The sequence below is a fragment of the Pseudomonas sp. SWRI81 genome, assembly GCF_014268545.1.
In the GTDB taxonomy this organism is placed as follows: domain Bacteria; phylum Pseudomonadota; class Gammaproteobacteria; order Pseudomonadales; family Pseudomonadaceae; genus Aquipseudomonas; species Aquipseudomonas hamedanensis.
Genome location: NZ_JABWQS010000011.1, coordinates 55,875 through 81,573 on the forward strand (window position 1 = coordinate 55,875; position 25,699 = coordinate 81,573).

Below are 25,699 nucleotides of genomic sequence, written 5' to 3' on the forward strand. Positions count from 1 at the left end.
GTTGTGAATTGATCTCGGCACTCGCCGATTTTCTTGCTCGCCTGGGCGCCTCAGCGCTGCGCAACACTGTCGGTGGTTCGATGCCGGGGACGCTCCTCCAGCAACGTCCTCGGCAACACAAACCCTTCAAAACTGCGCTGGGTAATGGGGTTGTTGGCCTTCTCTGCGCCAATGCGATAACGCATCAGTCCCTCGGCGACGGAGAAGGTCAGGTCCACGCTGGTGTCGGTACGGCCGTTCAGATGTCCACGGCTAAGCAACCGAAACAACGACCACGGCCCGCGATAGCTGAGGCTGGCGGTGTTGCCGGTGCTGTGCACCAAGGTCAGTTGGCTACCGTTGGTGTTGCCCAGGCTGTTGGGCCACACCAGCCCGGTGCGTTGTGGTGCGCCGTGTTGGTAGGGGATCAGTTGGCCGTCGACGCTGAGCATGCTGCTCAGGCGGGTGGCGCTCAGGGCGAGGGGTTCGATGGTCAGTTGCACGGCCAGGTGGCCGTCTGAGCTGAAGAAGGTTTCGCGTATACGCTCAGCCTTTTCAAGTTGCTCAAGCACGTCCTGACGCACCCAGTAGCCGCCCTGATCCTCAGTGGACAGGCTGTCCAGATTATCCTTGAGGAACACATTCAGGTACTGGTCCTGGAACTGTTGCAGGCGCCCTTTCGGTCCGAAGAAGGCGACAAAGTCCTCCAGCGAGGCATCCTCGCCACTTGCCTTGAACGGATAGCGTCCAGCCAGGCGGTCACGGTAAAAGCTGTAAACCTCGCTGTCCCAGCGTTTTTCCAGCTCGCGCAACGCGGTGATGACCAGCACCTGGGCACTCTGCGTGGCCAATTGGTTGACGTGCCGGTTCAATGGCTCGGGCAGACCCGAAGCAATGCGTTGCAGGTTGCGGACAGGGTCGGGATTAGTCTGGGAAAACCGGGCAAGCACCACGCCCAGTGCGGCCTTGCCTGGGCTCGGCTGATCCTGCACACCTTTGACATAGTCGTAGACGGCATTGATCGCGCCCAAGGTTTCTTCATAGTAGGACGGCTTGTCCTGCTGAGAATTGAGCAGCCCGGACAACCCCGCAAACGCCCGGTGAATGCCCAACGCCTGGTTGCGCCCAGCTTCATCGCCAACGGGCAGGTCTTCCTCGCTGGTGACTGGTGGGTAGATCAGCGTGTTGTCACGCACGGTTTCCAACAGACGACGCAGCGGCGCGGCCGGACCGGTGACCTGCCCCAGCACTTCGAGGGTTTGGGCCAGATCGGTGAAGTCGGTCACGGCGAACTGGTTCAGTGCGCGGCGCCAGCTGTCGACATAGTCAGCGCTATACAAGGCCCGCAGTCGCTCAGTCAGCACCCGGCGGTCAGTCTCGGAATAATCCAGGCTGCGGCGCTCGCCCAGCACCCATTGATCAATCAACGCCAGCTCAGTGACGTTTTGGCTGTTGGGCTCGAAGTAATCCCGAAAGCCCCGCGCGGTCAGCAAGGGTGGCAGCGTCAGGTTCTCGTCCAGTGACGCGCCACTGTCACGTTCACTCAGGGGGCGATAGACCACGTCAAAAGCCGGGCCGATCTCGTTTCGCAGATCCAGTTCACCATGCAGGCGATCCTTCGCCTGTTGCCGCAAGGTCATGTACACCCGCTGCGCCATGGGCAACTTGCGTAATTGCTGTTGGGTTTGTGCGATCAGTGCGCGGTGTTCGGGCAGTTCGACATCGGCATAGGTGAGCGCGTAGGTCAGGTGACGCATCAAGGCCGCCTGCCGCTGGCCCTGCCCCGGATAGGCCTGTTGCCATTGCTGGGCCATCCATTGCGCAACGATCTCCGGGCGACGATTGTCGCGGTCCTCGATCATGCGGTACACGCGCAGGGCGGCAAGTTGTTCGTCGCTACCCGGTTCAGCGCGGCGGATGACCTCAACCGCGCCTTCGGCAATCGCCGGCAGGAAACGCCGGGATAACAAACTCAGGTAGGCCTGATCGACCATCGGCCCGATGAGTTGCCCCTGATACAAGCCCATGTCGGCCAGTTGCGGCCAGGTGTCGCGATAATCGCCATACACCGTGACCGCATCACGAATTTCATCCAGCGGCACCAGCAAGTTCAGCCCGGTGGGGTCGGCCTGCAGGTCGCTGGCCTTGCTGCTGAAGGCCTGGCTTTGGGCCAGAACCTGGTCTGCCTTGTCGCGGTTGATACCGTAGTAATACCACCAACCGCCCACCAGCAACGCGCCGGAAATACCAGCCAGTACCGAACCGCTGAGCAGCAGGCGACGCTTGCGCCGTGCCACCTTGAAGTTGTCTCCGGCCAACCCGGCTTCCGGGTAAACCACCTGCTGCAACAGGTGCTGAGCAAAATACACCACCGAATGCCCCTGCGGCTTGGCCGAACTGACCGGCGCGGGAAAGCCATAGGCCCGCGCAGAAGCCTCGACAAACAGGTTGGATACGACGCCACGCTGGTACACCGACGACAGGTAAACGCCACGCACCAACGCCGGAGTGGTGTAGCGGTCACTGCCCAGCACATCGCCGAGAAAGCGCAGCAGAATTTCTCGTGAGCCGCTGAGCTGACGCATCAGGCAAAACAACCGCTCACGCACATCGGCTGGTCCGGGGTCACCCATGGCCAGCATGACCTGCCTGTTCAGCGCATCGACGAAGCGGTCATAGGCGACCGTCAACTCTTGCAGCCATGCATCGAAATCCTCGACGGCATCCAGGCTGAAGGTAAAACCCTGCACCTCTTCCCGTGCCGATGCCGAAAGCTTGGCGAACAACTCTTCAAAGCCATCGAGCAAATCGAACTTGCTCAGCACCACGTATAACGGCAAGCGCGTGCCCAGTTCATGGCCCAATTCATTCAAGCGGGCGCGCAAAAGGTAGGCTAGATTGCGGCGCTCGTTGGGCGGACGCTCGAACAGGCTGACCATGTCCACCACCAGCACCACGCCGTTGAGCGGACGGCGGCTGCGGCTGCGCGCCAGCCAGTCGATCATATGGTGCCACAGGCGTTTCTCGGCGCCGGCGGGCAGCCCGCCCGGTTGTTCGACTTGGGCAACGACCACGGGTTCGGCGATCGCGTCAGTGTCCGCCGCCGCATTCTCAGTGGGCGCGGCTGGAGCTGGCGTCAGCGGCGGTTGCCGCTCGGGCTGGCTGATGAACTCACCGGGCGGGTCGATCAGCACCGCCTCATCGCCGATCCACCAGTCGATCTCAAACGCCAAGTCTGGATCCGAAGCAGTCTGCGCGGCACCACTACTACGCGCGGTGCGGGTCAGGGCGAAACTCTGGCTGGAACGGCTGATAAAGCTCGACTTGCCGGCGTTCTCTTCTCCCAGCACCAAGTACCAGGGGATCTGGTGCAGGCTGCGACCCTGATGGTTGTCGCGCACCCGCGCCAGGTTGTTTTCCAATGAACGTTCCTGGGCTTGCAGATACACCAGGCAAGGATCCTGCACCCGTTGCGCTTGTTGCTTGCGTTCGTGTTGCAACCGGCGCTGGCGACGGTGCACAAGCCAGGTCCACACCAACAACGGCAGCACTATCAGCACCACGCTGATCGCCAGGCGCAGCGGCCAGGGTGCAAGCGGTTGCGTGTCGCGCCAGGTCCAGTTCGGCCCCAGCCACCAGAGCCAGCCCAGCACCACAACCATCACCACGATCCCGACCGTGATGCCGGTCAGCGCTCCATGGCGCTGAAGAGCGGAAAACCCGCGCGTCAACGCACCCAGCCTCTTGTTCATTACTGTTCGCCCCTGAACTTTTTCCAAGATAAAAATCGTCCCCGCGCCGTATGCGAAAACGCTAAGTACTTTGAAGGATTTCATTCGCGCCGTCGGGCAGACAGTAACAGCGCGCACAACTAACGATCAATGTTAAATAGCAGAGAAACATAAATTTACATCTACGCCATTAATTACCTTGACGAAGCCGCCCCACCACTAGAAACATCCGTAAATATTTATTAATTCGCAACAGCCACAACAGCGCACAACTTCCTACAGAGCTTTCCCACAACTAATCACTGCAACTTAAACACACCCATCGGACCAAACAATGTCACTTAAAGATCGCTTTTCAGAAGAACTCCGTTACTTGCGAGAATTAGGGCATGAGTTCGCTGAAGACAATCCGCAGTTGGCGCCCTTCCTGGGTGAGCAGGCGTCGGATCCGGGGGCTGCGCACTTGCTGGAAGGGTTCGCGTTCTTGACCGCCAAGCTGGCCCTGAAGATCAAAGACGATCTGCCGCAGATCACCCATCCGCTGCTGCAACAGGTCTACCCCAACTACTTGCGCCCGTTGCCCAGCCTGACCCAGGTGCGCTTCGACCCGGTGCTGCACGCCCTCAGCGGCCCGCAGATGATCGCCAAAGGCACGCCGCTGTATTCGCAGGCGGTGGACGGCGTCAGTTGTACCTTTCGCACCTGTACCGACGTAACCCTTTATCCGTTTCAGATCAGCAACGCCAGCGTCTCCCACAGCGTGCAAAAGTCGATACTCAGCATCGAGCTGCAAGCCCTGTCGGACCAGCCGTTGAGCGATATCATCGGCGACCGCCTGGACTTCCACCTCGGTGGCGGTGACCTCAACGCGCTGACGCTCTACCAGTGGCTGGCCCAGCATCTGCACAAGATGGTGCTGTGCCTTGACGACAAACGCCTGGCCCTGCCTCCGGATGCGCTGGGCTTTCCCGGCTTCGGACCCCACGACGCACTGCTGCCCGGCCTGGAGCACCAACTGGAGGGCTACCGCCTGCTCCAGGAGTACTTTTACTTCCCCCAGCGTTTTCACGGCTTCAGTGTCAGTGGGCTGCGCCGCCTCTGGCCCCAGGCTACGGTGGGGCACATTCGCCTGGAGCTGCACTTTTCCACCCCGTTGCCGGCCGCCGTGCAGGTCAACCCCGACACGCTCTGCCTGTACTGCACCCCCGCTATCAACCTGTTCGAACACCCGGCCGAACCGATCCAGCTGGATGGCGAAGCACTGCACGCACCCGTGCGACCGCGCGGCCCACACGCCCGCGCCTATGAAATATTCAGCATCGACCAGGTCAGCGCCCGGCGGCGCAAACCGCAAACCCCGGCAGACGACTATCGCCTCGACTTCGCCCCGTATGAGTCATTGCAGCATCAGGTGGAACCGGCCGGCGAGCGCACGGCCCGCTATTACAGCCACCTCATTGAACCGGAGCTGCTCACGAACGGCGCCAAACACAGCCTGCGCCTGATTCATGCCGATCAGCGCCCGTACCTGGGTGAGCGTGAAGTGCTCAACATCCAATTGACCTGCAGCAATGGCGACCTGCCTCGGCAGTTGCAAGTGGGCGAACTCAACCGAACCACTCAGACCACGCCCTCGTTCGCCACCTACCGCAACCTCACCCGCCCGACCCGCGCCTACCCACCGATGCTCGACGGCCAGGTGCAATGGGCGCTGATCTCCAACCTGGTCCTGAACAACCTGTCGCTGTCATCGCCGGCGGCGCTCAAGGCGGTGTTGCAGGTGTATGACTTCATCGCAGCCCACGACCTGCCCCACCACCGCGCCACTCAGCGCCGCCTGGAAGGCATTCGCCAAGTCCGCACCGCGCCGGTCGATTGGTGGATCAAGGGCGTGCCCGTGCGCGGCAGTTGCACCACCCTGTCCATCGACCCGGCCGCCTTCAGCAACGCCGGGGACCTGCACCTGTTTGGCAGCGTGCTCTCGCATTTCATGGCGCTATACGCCAGCACCAACGCGTTCCAACAGCTGGAAATCATCAATGCCGCCGACCACAGCACCTTCACCTGGCCCATGCGCACCGGCCAGCAACCCATTATTTAATCCGCGGAGACCGGCATGCCGACCCTACCCCCTACCACAACCTTTTCCAGTACCCACGGTGACGCCCGCGACGGCCGGCCCGACGGCGAGCTGTTCTGCCATCACGACCCGCTGGAATTCCAGTTGCGCGGGCACAGCCTCAACCCGCTGGTGGATGTCGCCATGCCGCTGTTCGGGCTGGTGATGCGCCTGCGCAGGACCGAGGTCTACCCGCCGGTGGAACAGCTACAGGGGCACCTCACCAACCAGATCAAGGTGATGCTGGAAGAACTGCGCCAGCACGACTACAGCGAGGCCGAACTGCGGGTGTTCTCCTACGTGCTGTGCGTGTTTGTCGATGAGGCGGTACTGGCCACGCCTTGGGGCACAGGGTCGGTGTGGCAGGCCAAGTCGCTGCTGAGCACCTTCCACCATGAAACCTGGGGCGGCGAGACCTTCTTCACCCTGCTGACCCGCCTGCAGGAAACCCCGGAGCAATACCGCGACGTGCTGCTGTTCATGTACCTGTGCCTGTGTCTGGGTTTCAAGGGGCGATACAGCGTCAAGACCCAGGGCGACCAAGCGTTGCAGCTGTTGATCAGCCAATTACAGCGCGTGATCGACGACCTGCACGACCCGGTGCCTGCACACCTGACCCGCCCGCTGGACAACGTTGCACCGCGCCACTACCAGATGAACCGGCAATGGCCGTGGTGGACACCTTGGGCAACGGCTTTTGCGATCTGCCTGGGAGCTTATGCGTTCTTTGCCATCCGATTGAACAGCATGACCCAGCAAGTCATGCAATCACTGGAAGCCATCTTGCTGCGCTAACAGCTGTAGGAAATTTCGTTGTTTTTCGTAGCGCCCATGCAACTTTACACCCGAAAAAAATCATCCTTACGCACAACTAAGGAAACTTCCCACAGCACATACGGAAAGCGTGAAGGCGACAGGCAGACAGTGCCTCTTTAAAGTTCGAGGCTATTAAGACCTGCCACAGGGATCGCCCGCAGGAGTTGCCATGCCTCATCCGCGCGATGTGCGCTTTACTTTCAGTTCAACCGCAGCCATTAACTTCGACGTAGTCTCGTTTGAACTCACCGAAGAACTTTGCAAACTGTATTGCCTGACCGTGGACCTGGTCAGCACTTCGGCCACTGCCGACTTCGCGCAACTGCTGGATCAACCCGCCACCCTCACGATCTGGCAAGGCGAACAACCGGTGCGCCACGTGCACGGCCTGATCAGCCGTTTCGAGCAGGGCAAGACCGGTTTTCGTCGCACCGCCTACCGCGCCGTGATCGAACCGCAACTGGCCCGCGCCACCCTGCAATCGGACTGGCGCATCTTCCAGCAACGCAGCGTGCCGCAGATCCTCGAACAACTTGCCACCGAACGCCGCTGGGGTGCCTGCACCCAGCACCTGACCGAAACCCACCTGCCCCGCGAATACTGCGTGCAGGCCGGCGATCTGGACTGGGATTTTTACCAGCGCCTGGCCGCCGAAGAAGGCCTACTGACGATCTTCCAACACAGCGAGGGCGGACATCAGCTGATCCAGGCCGACCACATCGCCAGCTTCGGTGTGATCGAGGGCGAACCGCTGATGTACGAGGCCAATCCCGGTGGCGATCAAGCGCAACCTGCGCTGCACAGTTTCACCTACCGCGAGCAGGTGCGGAGCGCTCAACAGGCCCAGCGCGACTACACCTTCACCCACCCGCGCTACAACCTGGAGCAGCACGAACAGGCGCGCCAGCTGGAACACCAAAGCCCCGACTACGAACGCTACGACTACCCCGGCCGCTACAAACATGACGACGCCGGCAAGCCCTTCACCCAGACCCGCCTGCAAGGCCTGCGCGGTGATGCGCGCACCGCCGAAGTCACGGGCGACGATGCGCGCCTGGTGCCGGGGCTGGCGTTTGATCTGACCGGGCACCCGCGTGACGACCTCAACATCGGCTGGCGCGCCGTTGCCATCCATCACATCGGTCGCCAGTACACCGCGATGGAAGAAGAAGCCGTCGACAGCCAGGTGGGCACCCACTACAGCTTCACCGCCACACTGATTCCCGACAACGTCGAATGGCAAGCACCGCCGCGCCCCAAGCCTTGCATCGAAGGCCCGCAGATCGCCACCGTGGTCGGCCCGTCCGGCGAAGAAATCTACTGCGACGAACACGGCCGCGTACGCCTGCAATTTCCCTGGGATCGCCAAGGCCAGGACGACGACCGCAGCTCCTGCTGGGTACGCGTCACCCATAACTGGGCCGGCGCCGGTTGGGGCCACGTCGCCCTGCCCCGGATCGGTCAGGAAGTGCTGGTCGGCTTCGTGCAAGGTGACCCGGACCAGCCCCTGATCATCGGCCGCAGCTACCACGCCATCAACCGCGCGCCCTACAAACTGCCGGACTTCAAGGCCCTCAGCCCGATCCGCAGCAAGGAACTGCACGGCGAGCGCCACAACGAACTGCGCCTGGACGACACCACCGGACAAATCAGCGCCGCACTGATGAGCGACCACGCCGCCAGCGCCCTCACCCTCGGCTACCTCACCCACCCACGCCCCGGTGGCGGCGTGCCGCGCGGCGAAGGTTTTGAATTGCGCACCGACGCCCACGGCGTGCTGCGCGCTGGCGGCGGTCTACTGCTCACCACCCAACCACGCCCACGCGCCGCCGAACACCACACCGACCTGCCCGAAACCGCCGAACAACTCGACACCGCCCGCCAACACCACGCCACCTTCGCCAGCGAAGCCCGCGACCATTTGGCCCAGGAAAGCGGCGACCAGGACGAAGTCGCCGACGCGCTCAAGGCCCAACACAGCGCCATCCGTGGCAGCGGCGGCAACCCCAGCGCCAACCACTACCCGGAACTGGCCGAACCGCATCTGGTATTACACAGCCCGGCCGGCATCGCCAGCAGCACCCCGCAGTCCACGCATATCGCCAGCGGCGAACACCTCGCCCTAAGCAGCGGCGGCCACACCAGTCTAGCCATCGGCAAACGCCTGCTGATTAGCGCCAGCCGTGGTGTACGCACCTTCGTGCAGAGCCTGGGCTGGCGGTTGGTGGCCGCCTCCGGGGATATCGATATCCGGGCGCTGAAAGACAACATCAACTTGCTGGCCAAACTCAAGGTCACCGTGACGGCTGAGCGCATTACGTTGAGTGCCAAGGAAGAGATCGTGATTCAGGCGGCTGGGAGTAGCACCACCTACAACGCTGGGGGGATTACTCATGCCACCAGTGGGTTGTATACGGCGCACGCCACGGACTTTTTCTACAAGGGAGCGAAGAGCCAGGCGGCGGCGTTCCCGGAGGAGCCGAAGGCTGGGAAAGGGAATTTGGAGTTGTTTCAGCAGTATGCCAATGGTCATGCGTTCAAGGGCGCGGAGTATCAGGTGACGGATGCCTTGGGCAAGGTCATCAAGGGCAAGTTGGATGGCAATGGGTTTGCGACCGTAGCAGGGCTGGCAGCTGGCCCTGCAAAGGTAGTTCTCGGCAACGACCCAGTCGATGCCTGGACCGACGACAGCTTTCCCGGACCGTTCGAACAGTTGCAAATCACTGATGCAGACTCACTTAACAAAACACTACCCAAGCCGTTGCAGAAGCGGTTGAAAGACGCTCTCACCGACTTTCCATCAACCCCCGCACCAACGAAGTTCCCACTCCCAAGGACCGGTCCATCTGACCTTTCAAAAACACTATCAACAATGACCCAGAGTCAGACGGCTACTGAACTTCTGCACACTTCTTCGGAGAAGCTTCGATGACCCAACCACCTCAACGTCCAAGACAAGTAGCCACGGGCCCAACCAATACTGTATCCGTAGAGGATCTCAAATCAGGTGAAGAGAAGCTAGATCAGTGGATACGCCAACTTACGAACGACAAAATTGGATGGACACACGTTTACGCAGTAGGCTCGGTAATTCCCGGCGTGGGCACTGTTTTCGCGGCGATGGATGCCATCGGGGATTTGCTAACCCTCATGGACGACAATCCGAATGATTTTCTGACTTGGGTCAGCTTCGGCGTCAATGTAGTAGGACTCGTTACATTTCCCGGAGTAGGTCCAGCACGGCTGGCTATACGAACAACGCTTACAACAGTACGTAAAGAAGGGATCGAAAGAATCAGCATCGCAATGCTGGAGGCACTTGAAAAAAATCTAAACGAAAAGAGTAAAGGTACAATTGAAGACTTTGTAAAGGCAATTGATACCCGCCTCAGCGAACTGCTCGAGAAAATAGCAGAAAAAATCGTAGCGGCCTGCAACTCTTTCGCTGAGATGCTCAAAGGCATCGCGAGTGAAGAGGGTCAAAAATCTCTAAAAAAAGCAATTAAAACGACCAAAAAAGCATCGATACTAATGGCCGCGACGGGCCCAGTGGGCATAGCTATCAGTGGCGCAGCCTATTTTCTGATAGACGAGAATATATTTTCAGAACAACTCAGTCGACAACTCCTATCTCTATCTGAGAAGGCAGAGAGTATCGGTAAAATGGTTGCGACCCAAATCACAAAATTGGCTGACAAAGCGGAAAAGGGAAGCATTGGCCACTTGATAGATGTACTTATCATTGCTCTAGCTGCTCGAAAGGGTCGCGGTCCCCGAACCGCAAACGCCTCAAACCATCAAACTAATCGCGTCCAGACCACCCAAGATCAGAATAGCCTGACGACACGAGGGAGCGAACGTCAGGCGTCAAATGATCCAAATCCAACCATCAATCGCGCCTGCTCAGGGTCTTGCAACAGCATCAGCTTCGCCCGCGGCACCGAGACCTTGGTGCACACCGACTTCAACCTGCCGGGCGCGTTTCCCCTGTCGTGGGCGCGCACCTACCGCTCCAGCCTTGACGCTTTCGACGGCAGCGAATTAGGGGCTCGCTGGATTACTCCGTTTTCGATGCGACTGGACCTCGATGGGCAGGCGCTCACCTATCACGCCAACGACGGCCGAAGCCACGCCTACCCGCTGCCCGGCTTGGGCAAATTCCACTACGACCCGATTGAAAACGTCGTACTCGTGCACGTCAACGACAGCCAGTTGAGGATTGTGCGGGGGCACGACAGCCAAGAACACTACGAACGCATCGGCAAACACTTCCGCCTGATCGCCATCAGCCTACGCGGCGGCGCCCGCATCGCCTTGCACTATGAGCACCAGTTTGCCGGCCAGCCCGTACTTTCAGACCTGGTCACCTACCAAGGCGACACTCAACACCAGCATATCCACACCCAACTTGATGAACACGGTCACATCTCAGCGCTGTGGTTGATGCACGAAGGTCTACCATCCCGGCAACTGGCTGGCTACGACCACGACGAGCACGGCGACCTGATCGCCGCCCGTGACGAAAATGCCGCGCAATGGGACTACCAATACCAATATCACCTGATCACCCGTTACACCGACCGCACCGGGCGCGGCATGAACCTGCAATGGCAAGGTGAAGGGGCTGACGCCAAGGCCATACGCGAGTGGGCCGATGACGGCAGCTACGACACCCGCCTAGAGTGGGACGAGAACATCCGCCTGACCTACGTGACCGACGCCCTGGGCCAGGAAACCTGGCACTACTACGACATCCTCGGCTACACCTATCGCATCATCTACCCCGACGGCAATGAGGAGTGGTTCTACCGCGACGACGCCAAGAACATCACCCAGCACATTCATACCGACGGCAGTACCGACAGTTACGCCTACGATGATCGCGGTAACCTGCTCCAGCACACCCGCCCCGACGGTTCGTCAGTTCATCACGCCTATGATGATCAGGATCAGCTCTTCAAAACCCGCGATGCCGAAGGCGGGCTGTGGGAGTACGACTACGATCAACGCGGCAACATCATCGAGACCGTCGACCCACTGGAGAACAAAACCCAGTACAGCTACAACAGCGATAACCTGCCCGTGGTCATCACCGATGCCAACGGTAGCGCCAAACAGCTAGCCTACAACGCCGATGGCCAACTGATCCGCTACACCGACTGCTCGGGCAAAATCAGTCAGTGGGACTACGATGCGCTGGGCCAGCTCAGCTGCTTCACCGATGCCGAAGGTCACGTCACCACCTACGAATACCGCGCCGGGCAACTGGTACGACTGATCCACCCGGATAAAACCGAAGAGCAGTTCGAGCGCGACGCCGAAGGCCGCCTGCTCACCCATATTGATGCTCTGCGCCAGCGCACCACCTGGCACTACAACGAAGCCGGGCTGATCCAACAGCGCCAGAACGCCAACGGCACAACCCTCGACTACCGCTGGGATCGCCTCGGCCAACTGACCGAACTGCGCAACGAAAACAACAGCACTGCCACATTCAAATACGACCCGGCCGGGCGCCTGCTCAAGGAAACCGGTTTCGACCAGCAGACCATCCACTACCTCTACGACCACGGCAGCAATCAACCGACGCGCCGCCTCGATGGCGACCGGGTCAACGAGTTTGAGTACGACCCGCTCGGTCGATTGATCGCCCGCCATGCAGGGCACAAGGAAGGTCTGGAATGGCAGACCGAAACCTTCGCCTATGACGGCAACGGTAATCTGCTGCTCGCCGAGAATGCCGCGTGCAAGCTGCAATGGTTCTACGACCGTGCCGGCAACAACACCCGCGAGCATCAGTACCTGCGCTATTTGCAGGAACCGCATGTGGCGATCTGGAAACATGAATACGATGCCCTCAACCAGCGCATCGCCACCACCCGGCCGGATGGGCATCGGGTCAGTTGGCTGACCTATGGCAGCGGCCACCTGCTGGCCTTGAAGGTCGACGATACGGAACTGCTCAGCTACCAACGTGACAACCTGCACCGCGAGATCAGCCGTGACCAAGGCAACGGCCTACAGCAGCGGCAAGCCTGGACACCCAACGGCCAGTTGCAGGAACAAGCCATCGGTAAACGCGGCGATGCCCAGCGCCTGGTGGTACGCAGCTACCGGCACGACGCAGCCGGCCAACTGACCCGCATCGACGACACCCGGCGCGGCGCGCTCAGCTACCGCTATGACCCGTTGGGTCGCCTGCTCGCGGCCCAAACCATCAGTGGCGAAGAGACCTTTGCCTTCGATCCGGCCAGCAATCTGCTGGACCCGCGGGCGCCACGTCGTCCCAATCAATACGGCCCCTCCAAGCTGCTGGACAACCTGCTGCGCGATTACGTCGGCACCCACTACAGCTACGACGAGCGCGGCAACCTCAAGGAGCGCCTGCATAACGGCAAGAAATCTCACTTCACTTGGGATTTGTACGACCGCCTGATCGGCTACGCAGATGACCGGCTGACCGTCAGCTTTGCCTACGACGCGCTGGGGAGGCGGCTGTTCAAACTGTCCAAAGCCAAGTACCACGACCGCCGCGAAGCCGGGCCGATGTGGAACAAGCTGGAGCGCGCCAAGCTCGATGAACAGTACGGCTGTGGCTACACCATCTACGGTTGGGACGGTGACCTGCTGGCTTTTGAAAGCCGCAACAATGACAAGCGCGAACGCCTGACCCACTACTTCTTTGAACCGGGCAGTTTTGTGCCGGTGGCGCAGGCGGTGGAGCAACGCAGCATTCAGCTGCTACCAGAGCCGGTCTATGAAGGCGCTTACGGCATCGACCGTGATCCGGTTTGGCAGCACACACCAGAACCGATGACCTTCAGCGCTGTGGCCTGGTACCAGTGTGACCACCTCGGCACGCCGATGGAGCTGACCGATGAGCACGGCGACATCGCCTGGGCCGGGGTCTACAAAGCTTGGGGGCTGGCCAAGGAGCAGCGCAGTGAGACCGCCAAACGGGCGGACATCCACAATTCATTGCGCTTTCAGGGACAGTACTTCGATGTGGAAACCGGGCTGCACTACAACCGCTATCGGTACTATGATCCGCGGGTCGGGAGGTTTATTGGCAAGGACCCGATTGGGTTTGCGGGTGGGCTGAATGTGTATGCCTATGCACCCAATCCGGTGTACTGGACTGATCCATATGGATTAGCCCGTATAAAAAATGCGGTGGATGGCGATAGAAGACACCAAACATTTAACAATCGAATGAGGGAACAACATCCTAACGCAACCATTCAGTGCGAATGTTATTTGAGAGACTCAAATGGCAATTCAGTAAAAGATCCTATTACCGAAGAGCGGCGCAGGGTTGACACAGCCATCATTGATAATGGCCGAGCACAAACATATGAAATAACCAGCCCAACAGCACTCAAGCAAAGCCAAATAGACAAGGAAAATAGAATAATTGACGCCGGAGGAACATATATACGAGACAGAAAGACAAAAGACCTAGTCCCCATAAATGGGCCATCCACAATTATGAGAATTCCATAACATGGACAAAAACTTCCTGGTTTGGTCAGATATAGACTCAGTGGTCGCTAGATATCAAATGATCGACAAAAACGACCAGAACATTCCAGACATCGAAAAGCAAATTATTGCGAGAAGGACGTTAACCGCACTACGCACTTTTTTTTATGAAAATGAGCTTTTGAGCAATTTTGAAAAAGACGCAAATGGGAAACTCATTGATCGCAATTACTATCGTGACGATTTTACAAAAGATGGGATGGAGCTACTCAAGCGCAAAGTATCTTCATGGTTAGATTCCAAGGGCGCTCAAAAGAACCCGCCCGACATGACGATTCTTGAGAAAACACTTTCAAAAATTCGTTCAAACAATAAGACATGTTGATCTTTTAATTACAGGACACAAAGAGAGAAATTAATGTGAAACCCATCGTCCGCCTCGGCGACACCACCGACCACGGTGGCGTTGTCACCGAATCCATCCCCCACACCAACCTCAACGGCAAACCCATGGCCGGCAAAGGCCACATGGTGATGTGCCCTTTATGCAAGGGGCCCTTCCCGATTGCCGAAGGCAGCAGCACCTATTCCGTCAACGGTATTCCCGTGGCGTTGGATGGCATGAAGACCACCTGCGGCGCCACCCTGATCGCCAGCGGCTCGCGCGGCACCGTACATCGCTGACAGGCACTCCGCTCTTTAACAACCTGACGACACCGGCATTGGCTTGATCGCGCCAATGCCTATGCCAACTCCAAAACCCGCTACGATCAGCGCGGCAACATCATCGAGACCGTCGACCCGCTGGAGAACAAAACCCAGTACAGCTACAACAGCGACAACCTGCCCGTGGTCATCACCGACGCCAACGGCGGCAGCAAGCAACTGGCCTACAACGCCGACGGCCAACTGATCCGCTACACCGACTGCTCGGGCAAAATCAGTCAGTGGGACTACGATGCACTGGGCCAGCTCAGCCGCTTCACTGACGCCGAAGGCAACCTCACCACCTACGAGTACCGCGCCGGGCAGCTGGTACGACTGATCCACCCGGATAAAACCGAAGAGCAGTTCGAGCGCGACGCCGAAGGCCGCCTGCTCACCCATATTGATGCTCTGCGCCAGCGCACCACCTGGCACTACAACGAAGCCGGGCTGATCCAACAGCGTCAAGACGCCAACGGCACAACGCTTGATTACCGCTGGGACCGCCTCGGCCAACTGATCCAATTGCGCAACGAAAACAACAGCACCGCCAGCTTCAAGTACGACCCGGCCGGACGCCTGCTCAAGGAAACCGGCTTCGACCAGCAGACCATCCACTACCTCTACGATCATGGCAGCAACCAACCGACCCGCCGCCTCGACGGTGACCGGGTCACCGAGTTCGAGTACGACCCACTCGGCCGCCTGATCGCCCGCCATGCAGGGCACAAGGAAGGCCTGGAATGGCAGACCGAAACCTTCGCCTATGACGGCAACGGCAACCTGCTGCTCGCCGAAAACGCCGCCTGCAAACTGCAATGGTTCTACGACCGCGCGGGTAATAACACCCGCGAGCATCAGTATCTGCGCTACCTGCAGGAACCGCATGTAGCGGTATGGAAGCATGAATACGATGCCCTCAACCAACGTATCGCCACCACCCGCCCAGACGGGCATCGGGTCAGTTGGTTGACCTATGGCAGTGGCCATCTACTGGCGCTAAAAGTAGATGATCAAGAACTTCTGAGTTATCAACGCGACAACCTGCACCGTGAAATCGCCCGCGACCAAGGCAACGGCCTGCAACAGCGCCAGGCCTGGACGCCCAATGGCCAATTGAAGGAACAAGCCATCGGCAGACGCGGTGACGCCCAACGCCTGATGGTGCGCAACTACCGGCACGACGCCGCCGGCCAACTGACCCGCATCGACGACACCCGACGCGGCGCGCTCAGCTACCGTTACGATCCACTTGGACGACTGCTCGCTGCCCAGACCATCAGCGGCGAAGAGACTTTCGCCTTCGATCCGGCCAGCAACCTGCTGGACCCGCAGGCGCCGCGTCGTCCCAATCAATACGGCCCCTCCAAGCTGCTGGACAACCTGCTGCGCGATTATGTCGGCACCCATTACAGCTACGACGAACGCGGTAACCTCAAGGAGCGCCTGCACAACGGCAAAAAGTCCCAGTTCACCTGGGATCTTCACGACCGCCTAATCGGCTACGCAGATGACCGGCTGACCGTCAGCTTTGCCTACGACGCGCTGGGGAGGCGGCTGTTCAAGCTGTCCAAAGCCAAGTACCACGACCGCCGCGAAGCCGGGCCGATGTGGAACAAGCTGGAGCGCGCCAAGCTCGACGAACAATACGGCTGCGGCTACACGATCTACGGCTGGGACGGCGATGTGCTGGCCTTCGAAAGTCGCAACAACGACAAGAGCGAACGCCTGACCCACTACTTTTTTGAACCGGGCAGCTTTGTGCCGGTGGCGCAAGCCATTGAACAGAGCAGCATCCAACTGGTGGCCGAACCGGTTTATGAGGGTGCTTACGACATCGACCGAGATCCGGTGTGGCAGCACAAGCCTAAGCCTGTGAGCTTCAGCGCCGTGGCGTGGTACCAATGCGATCACCTTGGCACGCCGATGGAACTGACCGACGAACACGGCGACATCGCCTGGGCCGGGGTCTACAAAGCTTGGGGTCTGGCCAAGGAGCAGCGCAACGAGACCGCCAAGCGTGCGGATGTGCGCAATCCACTGCGCTTTCAGGGACAGTACTTCGATGTGGAAACCGGGCTGCACTACAACCGATATCGGTACTATGATCCGCAAGTGGGGCGGTTTATTGGCAAGGATCCGATTGGGTTTGCAGGAGGACTCAACGTCTATGCTTTTGCATCGAATCCGATTGATTGGATTGATCCGCTTGGGTTATCAAGAGTCTATAAAGACGCACCTTATCATGGGACAGCAGATAACTCAGTCAAAAGTCGAGCCCCCTCAAATGGGCAGGCCGCATTGGACAACTCTATTCAAGTCAAAGATTCCTCTCCTCGGAGAGTTGGAGTTGACGTCAAAAATAATGAACTAGTTGTCTTGGACAGGACACAAACACTCCCCAATGATGACGAGGAATTCCATGGGCATGTTCGATGCTGGTGTGACCTTCACACCGACCAACAAAACGCACTAAAAAGAATACAACAAGTCACAAGCAAAGGAAAAATAAGGAGATAACCATGCCAGAAGCTCACGACAAAGACAAAATAGAACTACTACTGAAATCTAATGACGAGCAAACAGTCATAGATGCAATCATGTATATGACATTCAACATAAACGATCCAGAATGGATTCAAAACAAATGCAGCGAGCAAATTAACTCAAAAAAGAGCTCTAATATCACTGAGTTATCTATTACATGCCTAGGGCATGTAGCACGAATTCACAGAACAATAAATATGAACACCACTATCCCACTACTAAACAAGCTCTTAAAAACCAAAGAGTTCTCCGGGCACGCCAGAGATGCTCTGGATGACATTGAGCAATTCGTTAAAAAAAACCAAACACAGCCATAAGGCGATGAAAAACATTTTTATCGACACTGCAAATCAATTCTCGACGTTAAAACATTACTTGGCAAACAGAGTGAGCACAAAGAAATGACGGAGATAATTCGACTCGGCGACACCACCGACCACGGCGGCGTTGTCACCGAATGCATCCCCCATACCAACCTCAATGGCAAGCCCATGGTCGGTAAAGGCCACATGGTGATGTGTCCCTTATGCAAAGGCCTTTTCCCGATTGCCGAAGGTAGCAGCACCTATTCAGTGAACGGCATTCCCGTGGCGCTGGATGGCATGAAGACCACTTGCGGCGCAACCCTGATCGCCAGTGGCACGCGCGGTACCGTGCACAGCTAATCGGCGCCCCGCTCTTTAACAATCTGACGTCACCGGCATTGGCTTGATCGCGCCAATGCCCCTGCCCGTGTAAAAACCCGCGACGCCGAAGGCCGATTTCTTTACGCACACCAACGCCCTGCGCCAACGCACCACCTGGCACTACAACGAGGCCGGGCTGATCCAGCAGCGCCAGGACGCCAATGACACAACACTCGACTACCGCTGGGACCGCCTCGGCCAACTGATCGAACTGCGCAACGAAAACAACAGCACCGCCAGCTTCAAATACGACCCGGCCGGGCGCCTGCTCAAGGAAACAGGCTTCGACCAGCAGACTACCCACTACCTCTACGATCATGGCAGCAATCAACCGACTCGCCGCCTCGACGGTGATAGGGTCAACGAATTCGAGTACGACCCGGTGGGCCGCCTTATCGCCCGTCATGCCGGGCACAAGGAAGGCCTGGACTGGCAGACCGAAACCTTCGCCTACGACGGCAATGGCAACCTGCTGCTGGCCGAAAACGCCGCCTGCAAACTGCAATGGTTCTACGACCGTGCGGGCAACAACACCCGCGAACATCAGTACCTGCGCTACCTGCAGGAACCACATGTGGCGGTGTGGAAACATGAATACGATGCCCTCAACCAGCGCATGGCCACCACCCGGCCGGATGGGCATCGGGTCAGTTGGCTGACCTATGGCAGCGGCCACCTGCTGGCTTTGAAGGCCGACGATCAGGAGCTGCTCAGCTACCAACGCGACAACCTGCACCGCGAGATCAGCCGTGACCAAGGCAACGGCCTGCAACAACGGCAAGCCTGGACGCCCAACGGTCAACTACAGGAACAAGCGCTGGGAAAACGCGGCGACTCCCAACGCCTGGTGGTACGCAATTACCGACATGATGCCGCCGGCCAACTGACCCGCATCGACGATACCCGGCGCGGCGCCCTTAGCTACCGCTACGATCCGCTCGGTCGCCTGCTCTCAGCCCAGACCATCAGCGGCGAAGAGACCTTCGCCTTCGATCCGGCCAGCAATCTGCTGGACCCGCAGGCGCCGCGTCGTCCCAATCAGTACGGCCCATCCAAACTGCTCGACAACCTGCTGCGCGACTACGTCGGCACCCACTACAGCTACGACGAACGCGGCAACCTCAAGGAGCGCCTGCATAACGGCAAAAAATCTCACTTCACTTGGGATTTGTACGACCGCCTGATCGGCTACGCAGATGACCGGCTGACCGTCAGCTTTGCCTACGACGCGCTGGGGAGGCGGCTGTTCAAACTGTCCAAAGCCAAGTACCACGACCGCCGCGAAGCCGGGCCGATGTGGAACAAGCTGGAGCGCGCCAAGCTCGATGAACAGTACGGCTGTGGCTACACGATCTACGGCTGGGACGGTGATGTACTGGCCTTTGAAAGCCGTAACAACGACAAGAGCGAACGCCTGACCCACTACTTTTTTGAACCGGGTAGTTTTGTGCCGGTGGCGCAGGCGGTGGAGCAACGCAGCATTCAGCTGCTGCCCGAGCCGACCTATGAAGGCGCTTACGACATCGACCGTGATCCGGTGTGGCAGCACAAGCCTAAGCCGGTGAGCTTCAGCGCGCTCGCCTGGTATCAATGCGACCACCTCGGCACGCCGATGGAACTGACCGACGAACAGGGCGACATCGCCTGGGCCGGGGTCTACAAAGTCTGGGGATTGGCCAAGGAGCAGCGCAGCGAGAGCGCCAAACGTGCGGATCTGCGCAACCCGTTACGCTTTCAAGGCCAGTACTTCGATGTGGAAACCGGGCTGCACTACAACCGTTATCGGTACTATGATCCACAGGTCGGGCGGTTTATTGGCAAGGATCCGATTGGGTTTGCGGGTGGACTAAATGTGTATGCGTATGCGCCCAATCCGGTGGAATGGATTGATCCGCTGGGATTGACGCGGTGTCCTTGTGACAGTGACACGATAGACTCCGCACCCAAGAATATGACTCCTTCCGGTGCAGGTCGTAAGGGTGCATTTAATGAGGCTAAGCGAAAATCAGGAATTCCGACCAGCCAGCAGCCTAGTAAGGTCATGCAAAATGTGGACAGACGTGGAAACCCTCAACCTGGCAGGATTTATGAATACGAGATTGCTGCTCCTGGGGGTGGAACAAAAACTGTAAGAATTAGAGATGACTCTAACGGACACAATTTCGGCATGGGGAATCCTCAGAACAGAGGAGCTCATTTCAATGATGAGCCAGGCAACCACTATGATTACTGACATTAAAATTATCAGCACTAAAAATGCGCTTCAGGGCAATGACCTGATCAATCTTGACGGAATTATAAAACCAGACAAATGCAGCCTATCCGCTATCAGCTGGACAACGACAAAACTTTCATGGCGCACCACTCAGTTAGATATACTAGAATATTTGTATGCGAACATTAATAGCGCAATACCAGAACAAGATACTTGGCTCCTGATTGGGAATTGCTCATGGCAACCAGATAATCGAATTACCCGCCACAGAAGATTATGGGGCGGTTTAAAAGCAAGGGGAATTGAAATTCTTCATGGCAAAAACTATCAAGATTTCGTCATTGAAGGAAGGGAAGGTATAAAATTTTTTGGGGCGGTAAGTCTGTCCAAACCGGCCCTAATGTCTACATTGTCCGCCATGCTGAGTGAGCGTTGCTCATATATTGTAGGTCTGCCTAAGGATTGCGAAGTTTCGAATTTTTTAAACTCGGGATGGACAGGAACAATCACTAAAGATATAAATCTTATTTGCGAAATTAGCAATTTAAAAGGTTTTGTATTGAAATCTATTGGTGAGTTTGATGATCCAGAACACGGCTTTTTGTATTTAGGGCCATCTGATATAGCGGGAAAAATAAATAAAATCAAGGCACATATTTCCCGCTTAAAACCGCTTTAGCCCACAACCTCATGTATGCCTCCCCACAAATCCAAACTTAGCAAGAGATAACAAATTAAGATCACCTCACGCAACCCAACACCATTAAAACAGAAAAAAGAAGATGTGTAATAGGAGTACCTCGGTTGAAAAATATTGTTCGCCTCGGCGACACCACCGACCACGGTGGCATTGTCACCGAATCCATCCCCCACACTAACCTCAACGGCAAGCCCATGGCCGGCAAAGGTCACATGGTGATGTGCCCGTTATGCAAAGGCCCCTTCCCGATTGCCGAAGGTAGCTGCACCTATTCAGTCAACGGCATTCCCGTGGCGCTGGATGGCATGAAGACCACTTGCGGCGCGACCCTGATCGCCAGCGGCTCGCGCGGTGCCGTACATCGCTGACAGGCGCACCGCTCTTTAACAACCAGACGTCATCGGCATTGGCTTGATCGCGCCAATGCCCCTGCCCGTGTAAAAAACCGCGACGCCGAAGGCCGCCTGCTCAGCCACACCGACGCCCTGCGCCAACGCACCACCTGGCACTACAACGAAGCCGGGCTGATCCAACAGCGCCAGGACGCCAACGACACAACCCTCGATTACCGCTGGGGCCGCCTCGGCCAACTGATCGAATTGCGCAACGAAAACAACAGCACCGCCAGCTTCAAATATGACCCGGCCGGGCGCCTGCTCAAGGAAACCGGCTTCGACCAGCAAACTACCCACTATCTGTACGACCACGGCAGCGACCAGCCGACCCGCCGTCTCGATGGCGACCGCGTCAACGAGTTCGAGTACGACCCACTCGGCCGCCTGATCGCCCGCCATGCAGGGCACAAGGAAGGCCTGAATGGCAGACCGAAACCTTCGCCTATGACGGCAACGGCAACCTGCTGCTCGCCGAAAACGCCGCCTGCAAACTGCAATGGTTCTACGACCGTGCGGGTAACAACACTCGCGAACATCAATACCTGCGCTACCTGCAGGAACCGCATGTGGCGGTGTGGAAGCATAGCCGCGACTCAATTCGCGGCAGCTTTCGATAGTTCTGAATCCTTATCCGGTCTTCTGGACGCGGTTGTCCGGTGCACTAACAGTGTCAGTCGTCGCTGCGGGAGTGATGGCCTCATGCTGCCCCTCTTACCGCTGCGTGATTTCAACACTGCGCGCCCTTTTTGGTCGCTCTTCGAGCAACGTCCTCGGCAACACAAACCCTTCAAAACTGCGCTGGGTAATCGGGTTGTTGGCCTTCTCTGCGCCAATGCGATAACGCATCAGCCCCTCGGCGACGGAGAAGGTCAGGTCCACGCTGGTATCGTTACGGCCGTTCAGACGTCCGCGGCTAAGCAACCGAAACAACGACCATGGCCCGCGATAGCTGAGGCTGGCGGTGTTGCCGGTGCTGCGCACCAACGTCAGTTGGCTGCCGTTGGTGTTGCCCAGGCTGTTGGGCCACACCAGCCCGGTGCGTTGCGGTGCGCCGTGTTGGTAGGGGATCAGTTGGCCGTCGACGCTGAGCATGCTGCTCAGGCGGGTGGCGCTCAGGGCCACGGGTTCGATGGTCAGTTGCACGGCCAGGTGGCCGCGGTGGTTGAAGAAGGTGTCGCGGATGCGCTCGGCCTTTTTCAACTGCGCCAATACGTCGCTGCGCACCAGGTAACCGCCGAGGCTGTCGGAGTACAGGGCGTCGAGGTTGTCTTTGAGGAACACGTTCAGGTACTGATCGTGGAATTGCTGCAGTCGGCCCTGCGGGCCGAAGAAGGCTTCGAAGTCTTCTAGCGAGGCATCCTCGCCACTTGCCTTGAACGGATAGCGCCCTGCCAGACGGTCGCGGTAGAAGCTGTAGATTTCGCTGTCCCAGCGTTTTTCCAGTTCGCGCAAAGCCGCAATGACTAACACTTGGGAGGTCTGGTCGGCGAGTTTTTTGACGTGCTGGTTCAGCGGTTCGGGCAGGCCCACGGCGACGCGCTGCAGGTTGGCGATGGGGTCGGCACCGTCCAGGGAGAAGCGGTTGAGTACGGTTTTCAGCGCCGCCTTGCCGGGATCGGGGTTGTCGTGCACGGTTTTGGCGTAGTCGTAGACGGCGCTGACCGAGCGCAGGGTCTCTTCGTAATAGGACGGCTGCTCGCCTCGTGCGCTGATCAGCTCTGAGAGACTGGAGAACGCGCGCCGAATCACTGCCGCCTGTTGTTGCCCCTCCGGCAACTTGTCCAGCTTGAGCGGCGCTTGCCCTTCAGCCAAGGGCACGGCCGGGTAGATCACGCTGTTGTCACGCAGGGTTGCCAGCAACCGTCGTAGCGGTGCGGCCGGGCCGGTGACTTGTTCCAGTACCGCCACACCGTGACTGAGGTCATCGAAATCGGTGACCGCAAACTGATTCAGCGCCCGCCGCCAGCTGTCCACGTAGTCGGCGCTGTACAGGGCGCGGACACGTTGGGTCAGCACTTTGCGGTCTTCGTCGGAGTAGTCCAGGCGTTGGCGTTCGCCGAGCACCCACTGGTCGATCATCGCCAGTTCGATGATGCCCTCGGTGCCGGGTTCGAAATAGTCCTTGAAGCCCTTGGCGGTGAGCAGCGGCGGCAACTGCAGGCCACTGCCTTCTTGATCGGTGTTCAGTGGACGGTAGACGATATCGAACGCGGGGCCGACCTCATTGCGCAGGTCCAGCGGGCGATGCAAACGCTCGAGGGCGTCCTGCTTCAGGCTCATGTAAACCCGTTCGGCCATGGGCAACTGGCGCAATTGCTGTTGCACCTGGGCAATGCGTTCACGGTAGTGCGGCAGGTCTGCATCGGCGTATTTCAGCGCGTAGCCCAGGTGCCTCATCAGATCCGCCTGTAACTGACCCTGGCCCGGATAGGCACGCTGCCATTGTTTGGCGACCCATTCTTCGACAATCGCCGGGCGGCGGTTTTGCCGTTCTTCGAGCATGCGGTAGACGCGCAAGGCCGTCAGTTGTCGGTTGCTGCCGGCGGGCGCGGTGTTGATGGCATCGAGCACCCCGCTGGCAATCGCCGGCAGGAAGCGTTTGGACAGCAGATTCAGATAGGCCTCATCCACGGTGGGGCCAATTGCCCTCCCCTGATACAAGCCCATGTCCGAGATCAACGGCCATGCTTGGCGATAGTCGCCGTAGACCAGCACCGCATCGCGAATCTGATCCAGAGGCAGCAACAGGTTGCGCCCGGTGGGGTCGACCCGGACGTCGATGTTCCGGCCACTGAATTCCTGGCTTTGGGCCAATACGTTCGCGGCCTTGTCACGGTTGATATTGAAGTAATACTGCCAGGTGCCGAGGACCACGAGGCAGCCCAAGGATGCAACGCTGAACCCGGCGATCAGCAATCGTCGCTTGGTGCGGGCCACCTTGATGTTATCGCCCGCCAGGCCCGCTTCCGGGTAGATCACCCGGTGGAACAGTTGCTGGGCAAAGTAAATCGCCGTGCCACCGGCGGGTTTGACCTCGGGTGGCGGTGGCGGCAGTTGATAGGCTTGCCCTGCTTCTTTGACGAAGGCGTTGCTCAGGGTGCCTTGCTGCAAGACCGAGGAAAAATACAGCCCACGCACCAGCGCCGGGGTGGTGAAACGATCGCTGCCGAGCATTTCGCTGAGGAAGCCAAACAGGGCCGGACGCAACCCCGCCGTCTGATGCATCAGCGCCTGCAAGCGATCACGCTCATCCAACGTGCGCGACGCCCTGGTGCTATTGAAAACCTGCTCGGTCAGGCAGTCGACAAAGGTTTGGTATTGGCGCGTCAGTTCCGCCAGCCAGGCATCGAAATCATCCACAGCGTCCAGGCTGAAGGTGAAGCCCAACAGGTCTTCGCGTCCGGTGCGCGACAAGCGGGCGAAAAACTCTTCGAAGCCTTCCAGTAGATCGAACTTGCTCAGTGTCACGTACACCGGCAAGCGCGTGCCCAACTGCCGCGTCAGCTCAAACAGCCGGGTGCGTAGCAGGTTCGCGTGGGCCTTGCGTTGTTCGGGACGCTGCGCCAGCAAAGCCTGCACATCAATCACCAACACCACGCCGTTCAACGCGCGACGGCTACGGTTGCGCGTCAACCAGTCGAGCAAGTGTCGCCATAGACGCGAGTGGGTGCCCGCAGGCAATACCGGTTTGACCTTACCCTGCTGCTCGATGTCTTCAGCCGGTGAATCCGAGTGACTGAGGAACTCACCCGGTGGGTCAATCAACACCGCCTCGTCACCGATCCACCAGTCCACCGAATAGGCCAGTTGCTCTTCCTGATGGACCCTGACCCCAGCCTTAGTCACATGAGACAAGGCAAAGCTCTGGTTGGAACGCGTGATCAGGCTGGTCTTGCCGGCATTTTCCTCGCCAAGTACCAGGTACCACGGCAGCTGATACAGCGAACGGCGGCGCTCCATATTGTTCAGCAAATTGCCCAGGCTCCGATCCAGGGCCCGTTCCTGCGCCTCGATATAAGGCAGGCAAGGATCGGCCTGCACCGCGGCCTCATGCTGACGTTCAACCTGCAAACGCTGATAACGATTACGCACCCGCCATGCCCAGATCAGCAGTGGCACCACCAGCACCACGACACTGGCCGAGACGCGCATCGCCAGTTCACCCAGCGGCTGATGCTCACGCCAGGTCCACTGCGGGCCCAACCACCAGATGGCGATCAGCAAGAACACCACGCCCAGCAGCACCAACACTGGCACCGCTTGGTTGAACTGACGCAGCACCGGCAGGCCCCAGCGTTTGAGGTAACCCCAGACCATCCCCATA

At 58.6% G+C, this 25,699-nt stretch carries 14 protein-coding genes and 2 pseudogenes; 14 read left to right on the top strand and 2 right to left on the bottom strand.

Going from position 1 to position 25,699, the window contains the following annotated elements; genetic code table 11:
• Positions 1-50: 50 nt before the first annotated feature.
• Entirely contained in the window at positions 51-3,731 is a 3,681-nt protein-coding gene (gene tssM / locus HU765_RS09780) for a type VI secretion system membrane subunit TssM (RefSeq protein ID WP_186619954.1), read from the bottom strand.
• Between the two features lie 313 nt (positions 3,732-4,044).
• Here tssM (HU765_RS09780) and tssF point away from each other — a divergent pair, with 313 nt between their 5' ends.
• The 14 genes and pseudogenes from tssF to HU765_RS26775 form a co-directional block, all read left to right on the top strand.
• Entirely contained in the window at positions 4,045-5,811 is a 1,767-nt protein-coding gene (gene tssF / locus HU765_RS09785) for a type VI secretion system baseplate subunit TssF (RefSeq protein WP_186619957.1), read from the top strand.
• A gap of 15 nt (positions 5,812-5,826) precedes the next feature.
• Positions 5,827-6,624: a type IVB secretion system protein IcmH/DotU gene (gene icmH, locus HU765_RS09790; protein WP_186619958.1), complete on the top strand. Its 798-nt coding sequence runs from the start codon at positions 5,827-5,829 to the stop codon at positions 6,622-6,624.
• 190 nt (positions 6,625-6,814) lie between these two features.
• Positions 6,815-9,577 carry a type VI secretion system Vgr family protein gene (gene tssI / locus HU765_RS09795; RefSeq protein WP_186619961.1) on the top strand — a complete coding sequence of 921 codons (2,763 nt, stop codon included), beginning with the start codon at positions 6,815-6,817 and terminating at the stop codon, positions 9,575-9,577.
• Positions 9,574-14,148 (top strand): RHS repeat-associated core domain-containing protein, encoded by a 4,575-nt coding sequence (locus HU765_RS09800; protein WP_186619963.1) that lies wholly within the window; start codon positions 9,574-9,576, stop codon positions 14,146-14,148. Before tssI ends, HU765_RS09800 begins: the two co-directional genes overlap by 4 nt.
• Before the next feature lies 1 nt (position 14,149).
• Positions 14,150-14,512 carry a hypothetical protein gene (locus HU765_RS09805; protein ID WP_186619965.1) on the top strand — a complete coding sequence of 121 codons (363 nt, stop codon included), beginning with the start codon at positions 14,150-14,152 and terminating at the stop codon, positions 14,510-14,512.
• Positions 14,513-14,547: 35 nt separating this feature from the next.
• A complete protein-coding gene (locus HU765_RS09810; protein WP_186619967.1) occupies positions 14,548-14,811 on the top strand; it encodes a PAAR domain-containing protein in 264 nt (87 codons plus the stop codon).
• Positions 14,812-14,904: 93 nt separating this feature from the next.
• Positions 14,905-15,003, top strand: a pseudogene (locus HU765_RS27085) (RHS repeat domain-containing protein); the annotation flags it as partial.
• Positions 14,977-17,352, top strand: coding sequence for an RHS repeat-associated core domain-containing protein (locus HU765_RS27090; RefSeq protein ID WP_346727525.1), 2,376 nt, complete (start codon positions 14,977-14,979; stop codon positions 17,350-17,352). The pseudogene HU765_RS27085 and the gene HU765_RS27090, both read left to right, overlap by 27 nt.
• 2 nt (positions 17,353-17,354) lie before the next feature.
• Entirely contained in the window at positions 17,355-17,696 is a 342-nt protein-coding gene (locus tag HU765_RS09820; RefSeq protein ID WP_186619969.1) for a hypothetical protein, read from the top strand.
• Between the two features lie 84 nt (positions 17,697-17,780).
• On the top strand, positions 17,781-18,044 hold the full coding sequence (locus HU765_RS09825) for a PAAR domain-containing protein (RefSeq protein WP_186619970.1): 264 nt from the start codon (positions 17,781-17,783) through the stop codon (positions 18,042-18,044).
• A 403-nt stretch (positions 18,045-18,447) separates the two neighbouring features.
• Positions 18,448-20,298: an RHS repeat-associated core domain-containing protein gene (locus HU765_RS09830; RefSeq protein ID WP_346727517.1), complete on the top strand. Its 1,851-nt coding sequence runs from the start codon at positions 18,448-18,450 to the stop codon at positions 20,296-20,298.
• A complete protein-coding gene (locus tag HU765_RS09835; RefSeq protein WP_186619971.1) occupies positions 20,270-20,959 on the top strand; it encodes a hypothetical protein in 690 nt (229 codons plus the stop codon). The genes HU765_RS09830 and HU765_RS09835 overlap by 29 nt, the downstream gene beginning before the upstream one ends.
• A 125-nt stretch (positions 20,960-21,084) precedes the next feature.
• Positions 21,085-21,348, top strand: a complete 264-nt coding sequence (locus HU765_RS09840) for a PAAR domain-containing protein (RefSeq protein ID WP_186619972.1) — start codon at positions 21,085-21,087, stop codon at positions 21,346-21,348.
• A 117-nt stretch (positions 21,349-21,465) separates the two neighbouring features.
• Positions 21,466-21,617, top strand: a pseudogene (locus tag HU765_RS26775) (hypothetical protein); the annotation flags it as partial.
• 469 nt (positions 21,618-22,086) lie between these two features.
• Here HU765_RS26775 and tssM (HU765_RS09850) read toward each other — a convergent pair.
• On the bottom strand, positions 22,087-25,698 hold the full coding sequence (gene tssM, locus HU765_RS09850) for a type VI secretion system membrane subunit TssM (protein ID WP_186619976.1): 3,612 nt from the start codon (positions 25,696-25,698) through the stop codon (positions 22,087-22,089).
• Position 25,699: the final 1 nt, after the last annotated feature.

Excerpts from the sequence above, each read along its gene's own strand:
- HU765_RS09800 (WP_186619963.1), top strand. The coding sequence starts at position 9,574 with ATGACCCAACCACCTCAACGTCCAAGACAAGTAGCCACGGGCCCAACC.
- HU765_RS09825 (WP_186619970.1), top strand. The coding sequence starts at position 17,781 with ATGACGGAGATAATTCGACTCGGCGACACCACCGACCACGGCGGCGTT.
- tssI (WP_186619961.1), top strand. The coding sequence starts at position 6,815 with ATGCCTCATCCGCGCGATGTGCGCTTTACTTTCAGTTCAACCGCAGCC.
- tssM (WP_186619954.1), bottom strand. The coding sequence starts at position 3,731 with ATGAACAAGAGGCTGGGTGCGTTGACGCGCGGGTTTTCCGCTCTTCAG.
- HU765_RS09835 (WP_186619971.1), top strand. The coding sequence starts at position 20,270 with ATGAGCCAGGCAACCACTATGATTACTGACATTAAAATTATCAGCACT.
- HU765_RS09820 (WP_186619969.1), top strand. The coding sequence starts at position 17,355 with ATGCCAGAAGCTCACGACAAAGACAAAATAGAACTACTACTGAAATCT.
- tssM (WP_186619976.1), bottom strand. The coding sequence starts at position 25,698 with ATGGGGATGGTCTGGGGTTACCTCAAACGCTGGGGCCTGCCGGTGCTG.
- HU765_RS09805 (WP_186619965.1), top strand. The coding sequence starts at position 14,150 with ATGGACAAAAACTTCCTGGTTTGGTCAGATATAGACTCAGTGGTCGCT.
- tssF (WP_186619957.1), top strand. The coding sequence starts at position 4,045 with ATGTCACTTAAAGATCGCTTTTCAGAAGAACTCCGTTACTTGCGAGAA.
- icmH (WP_186619958.1), top strand. The coding sequence starts at position 5,827 with ATGCCGACCCTACCCCCTACCACAACCTTTTCCAGTACCCACGGTGAC.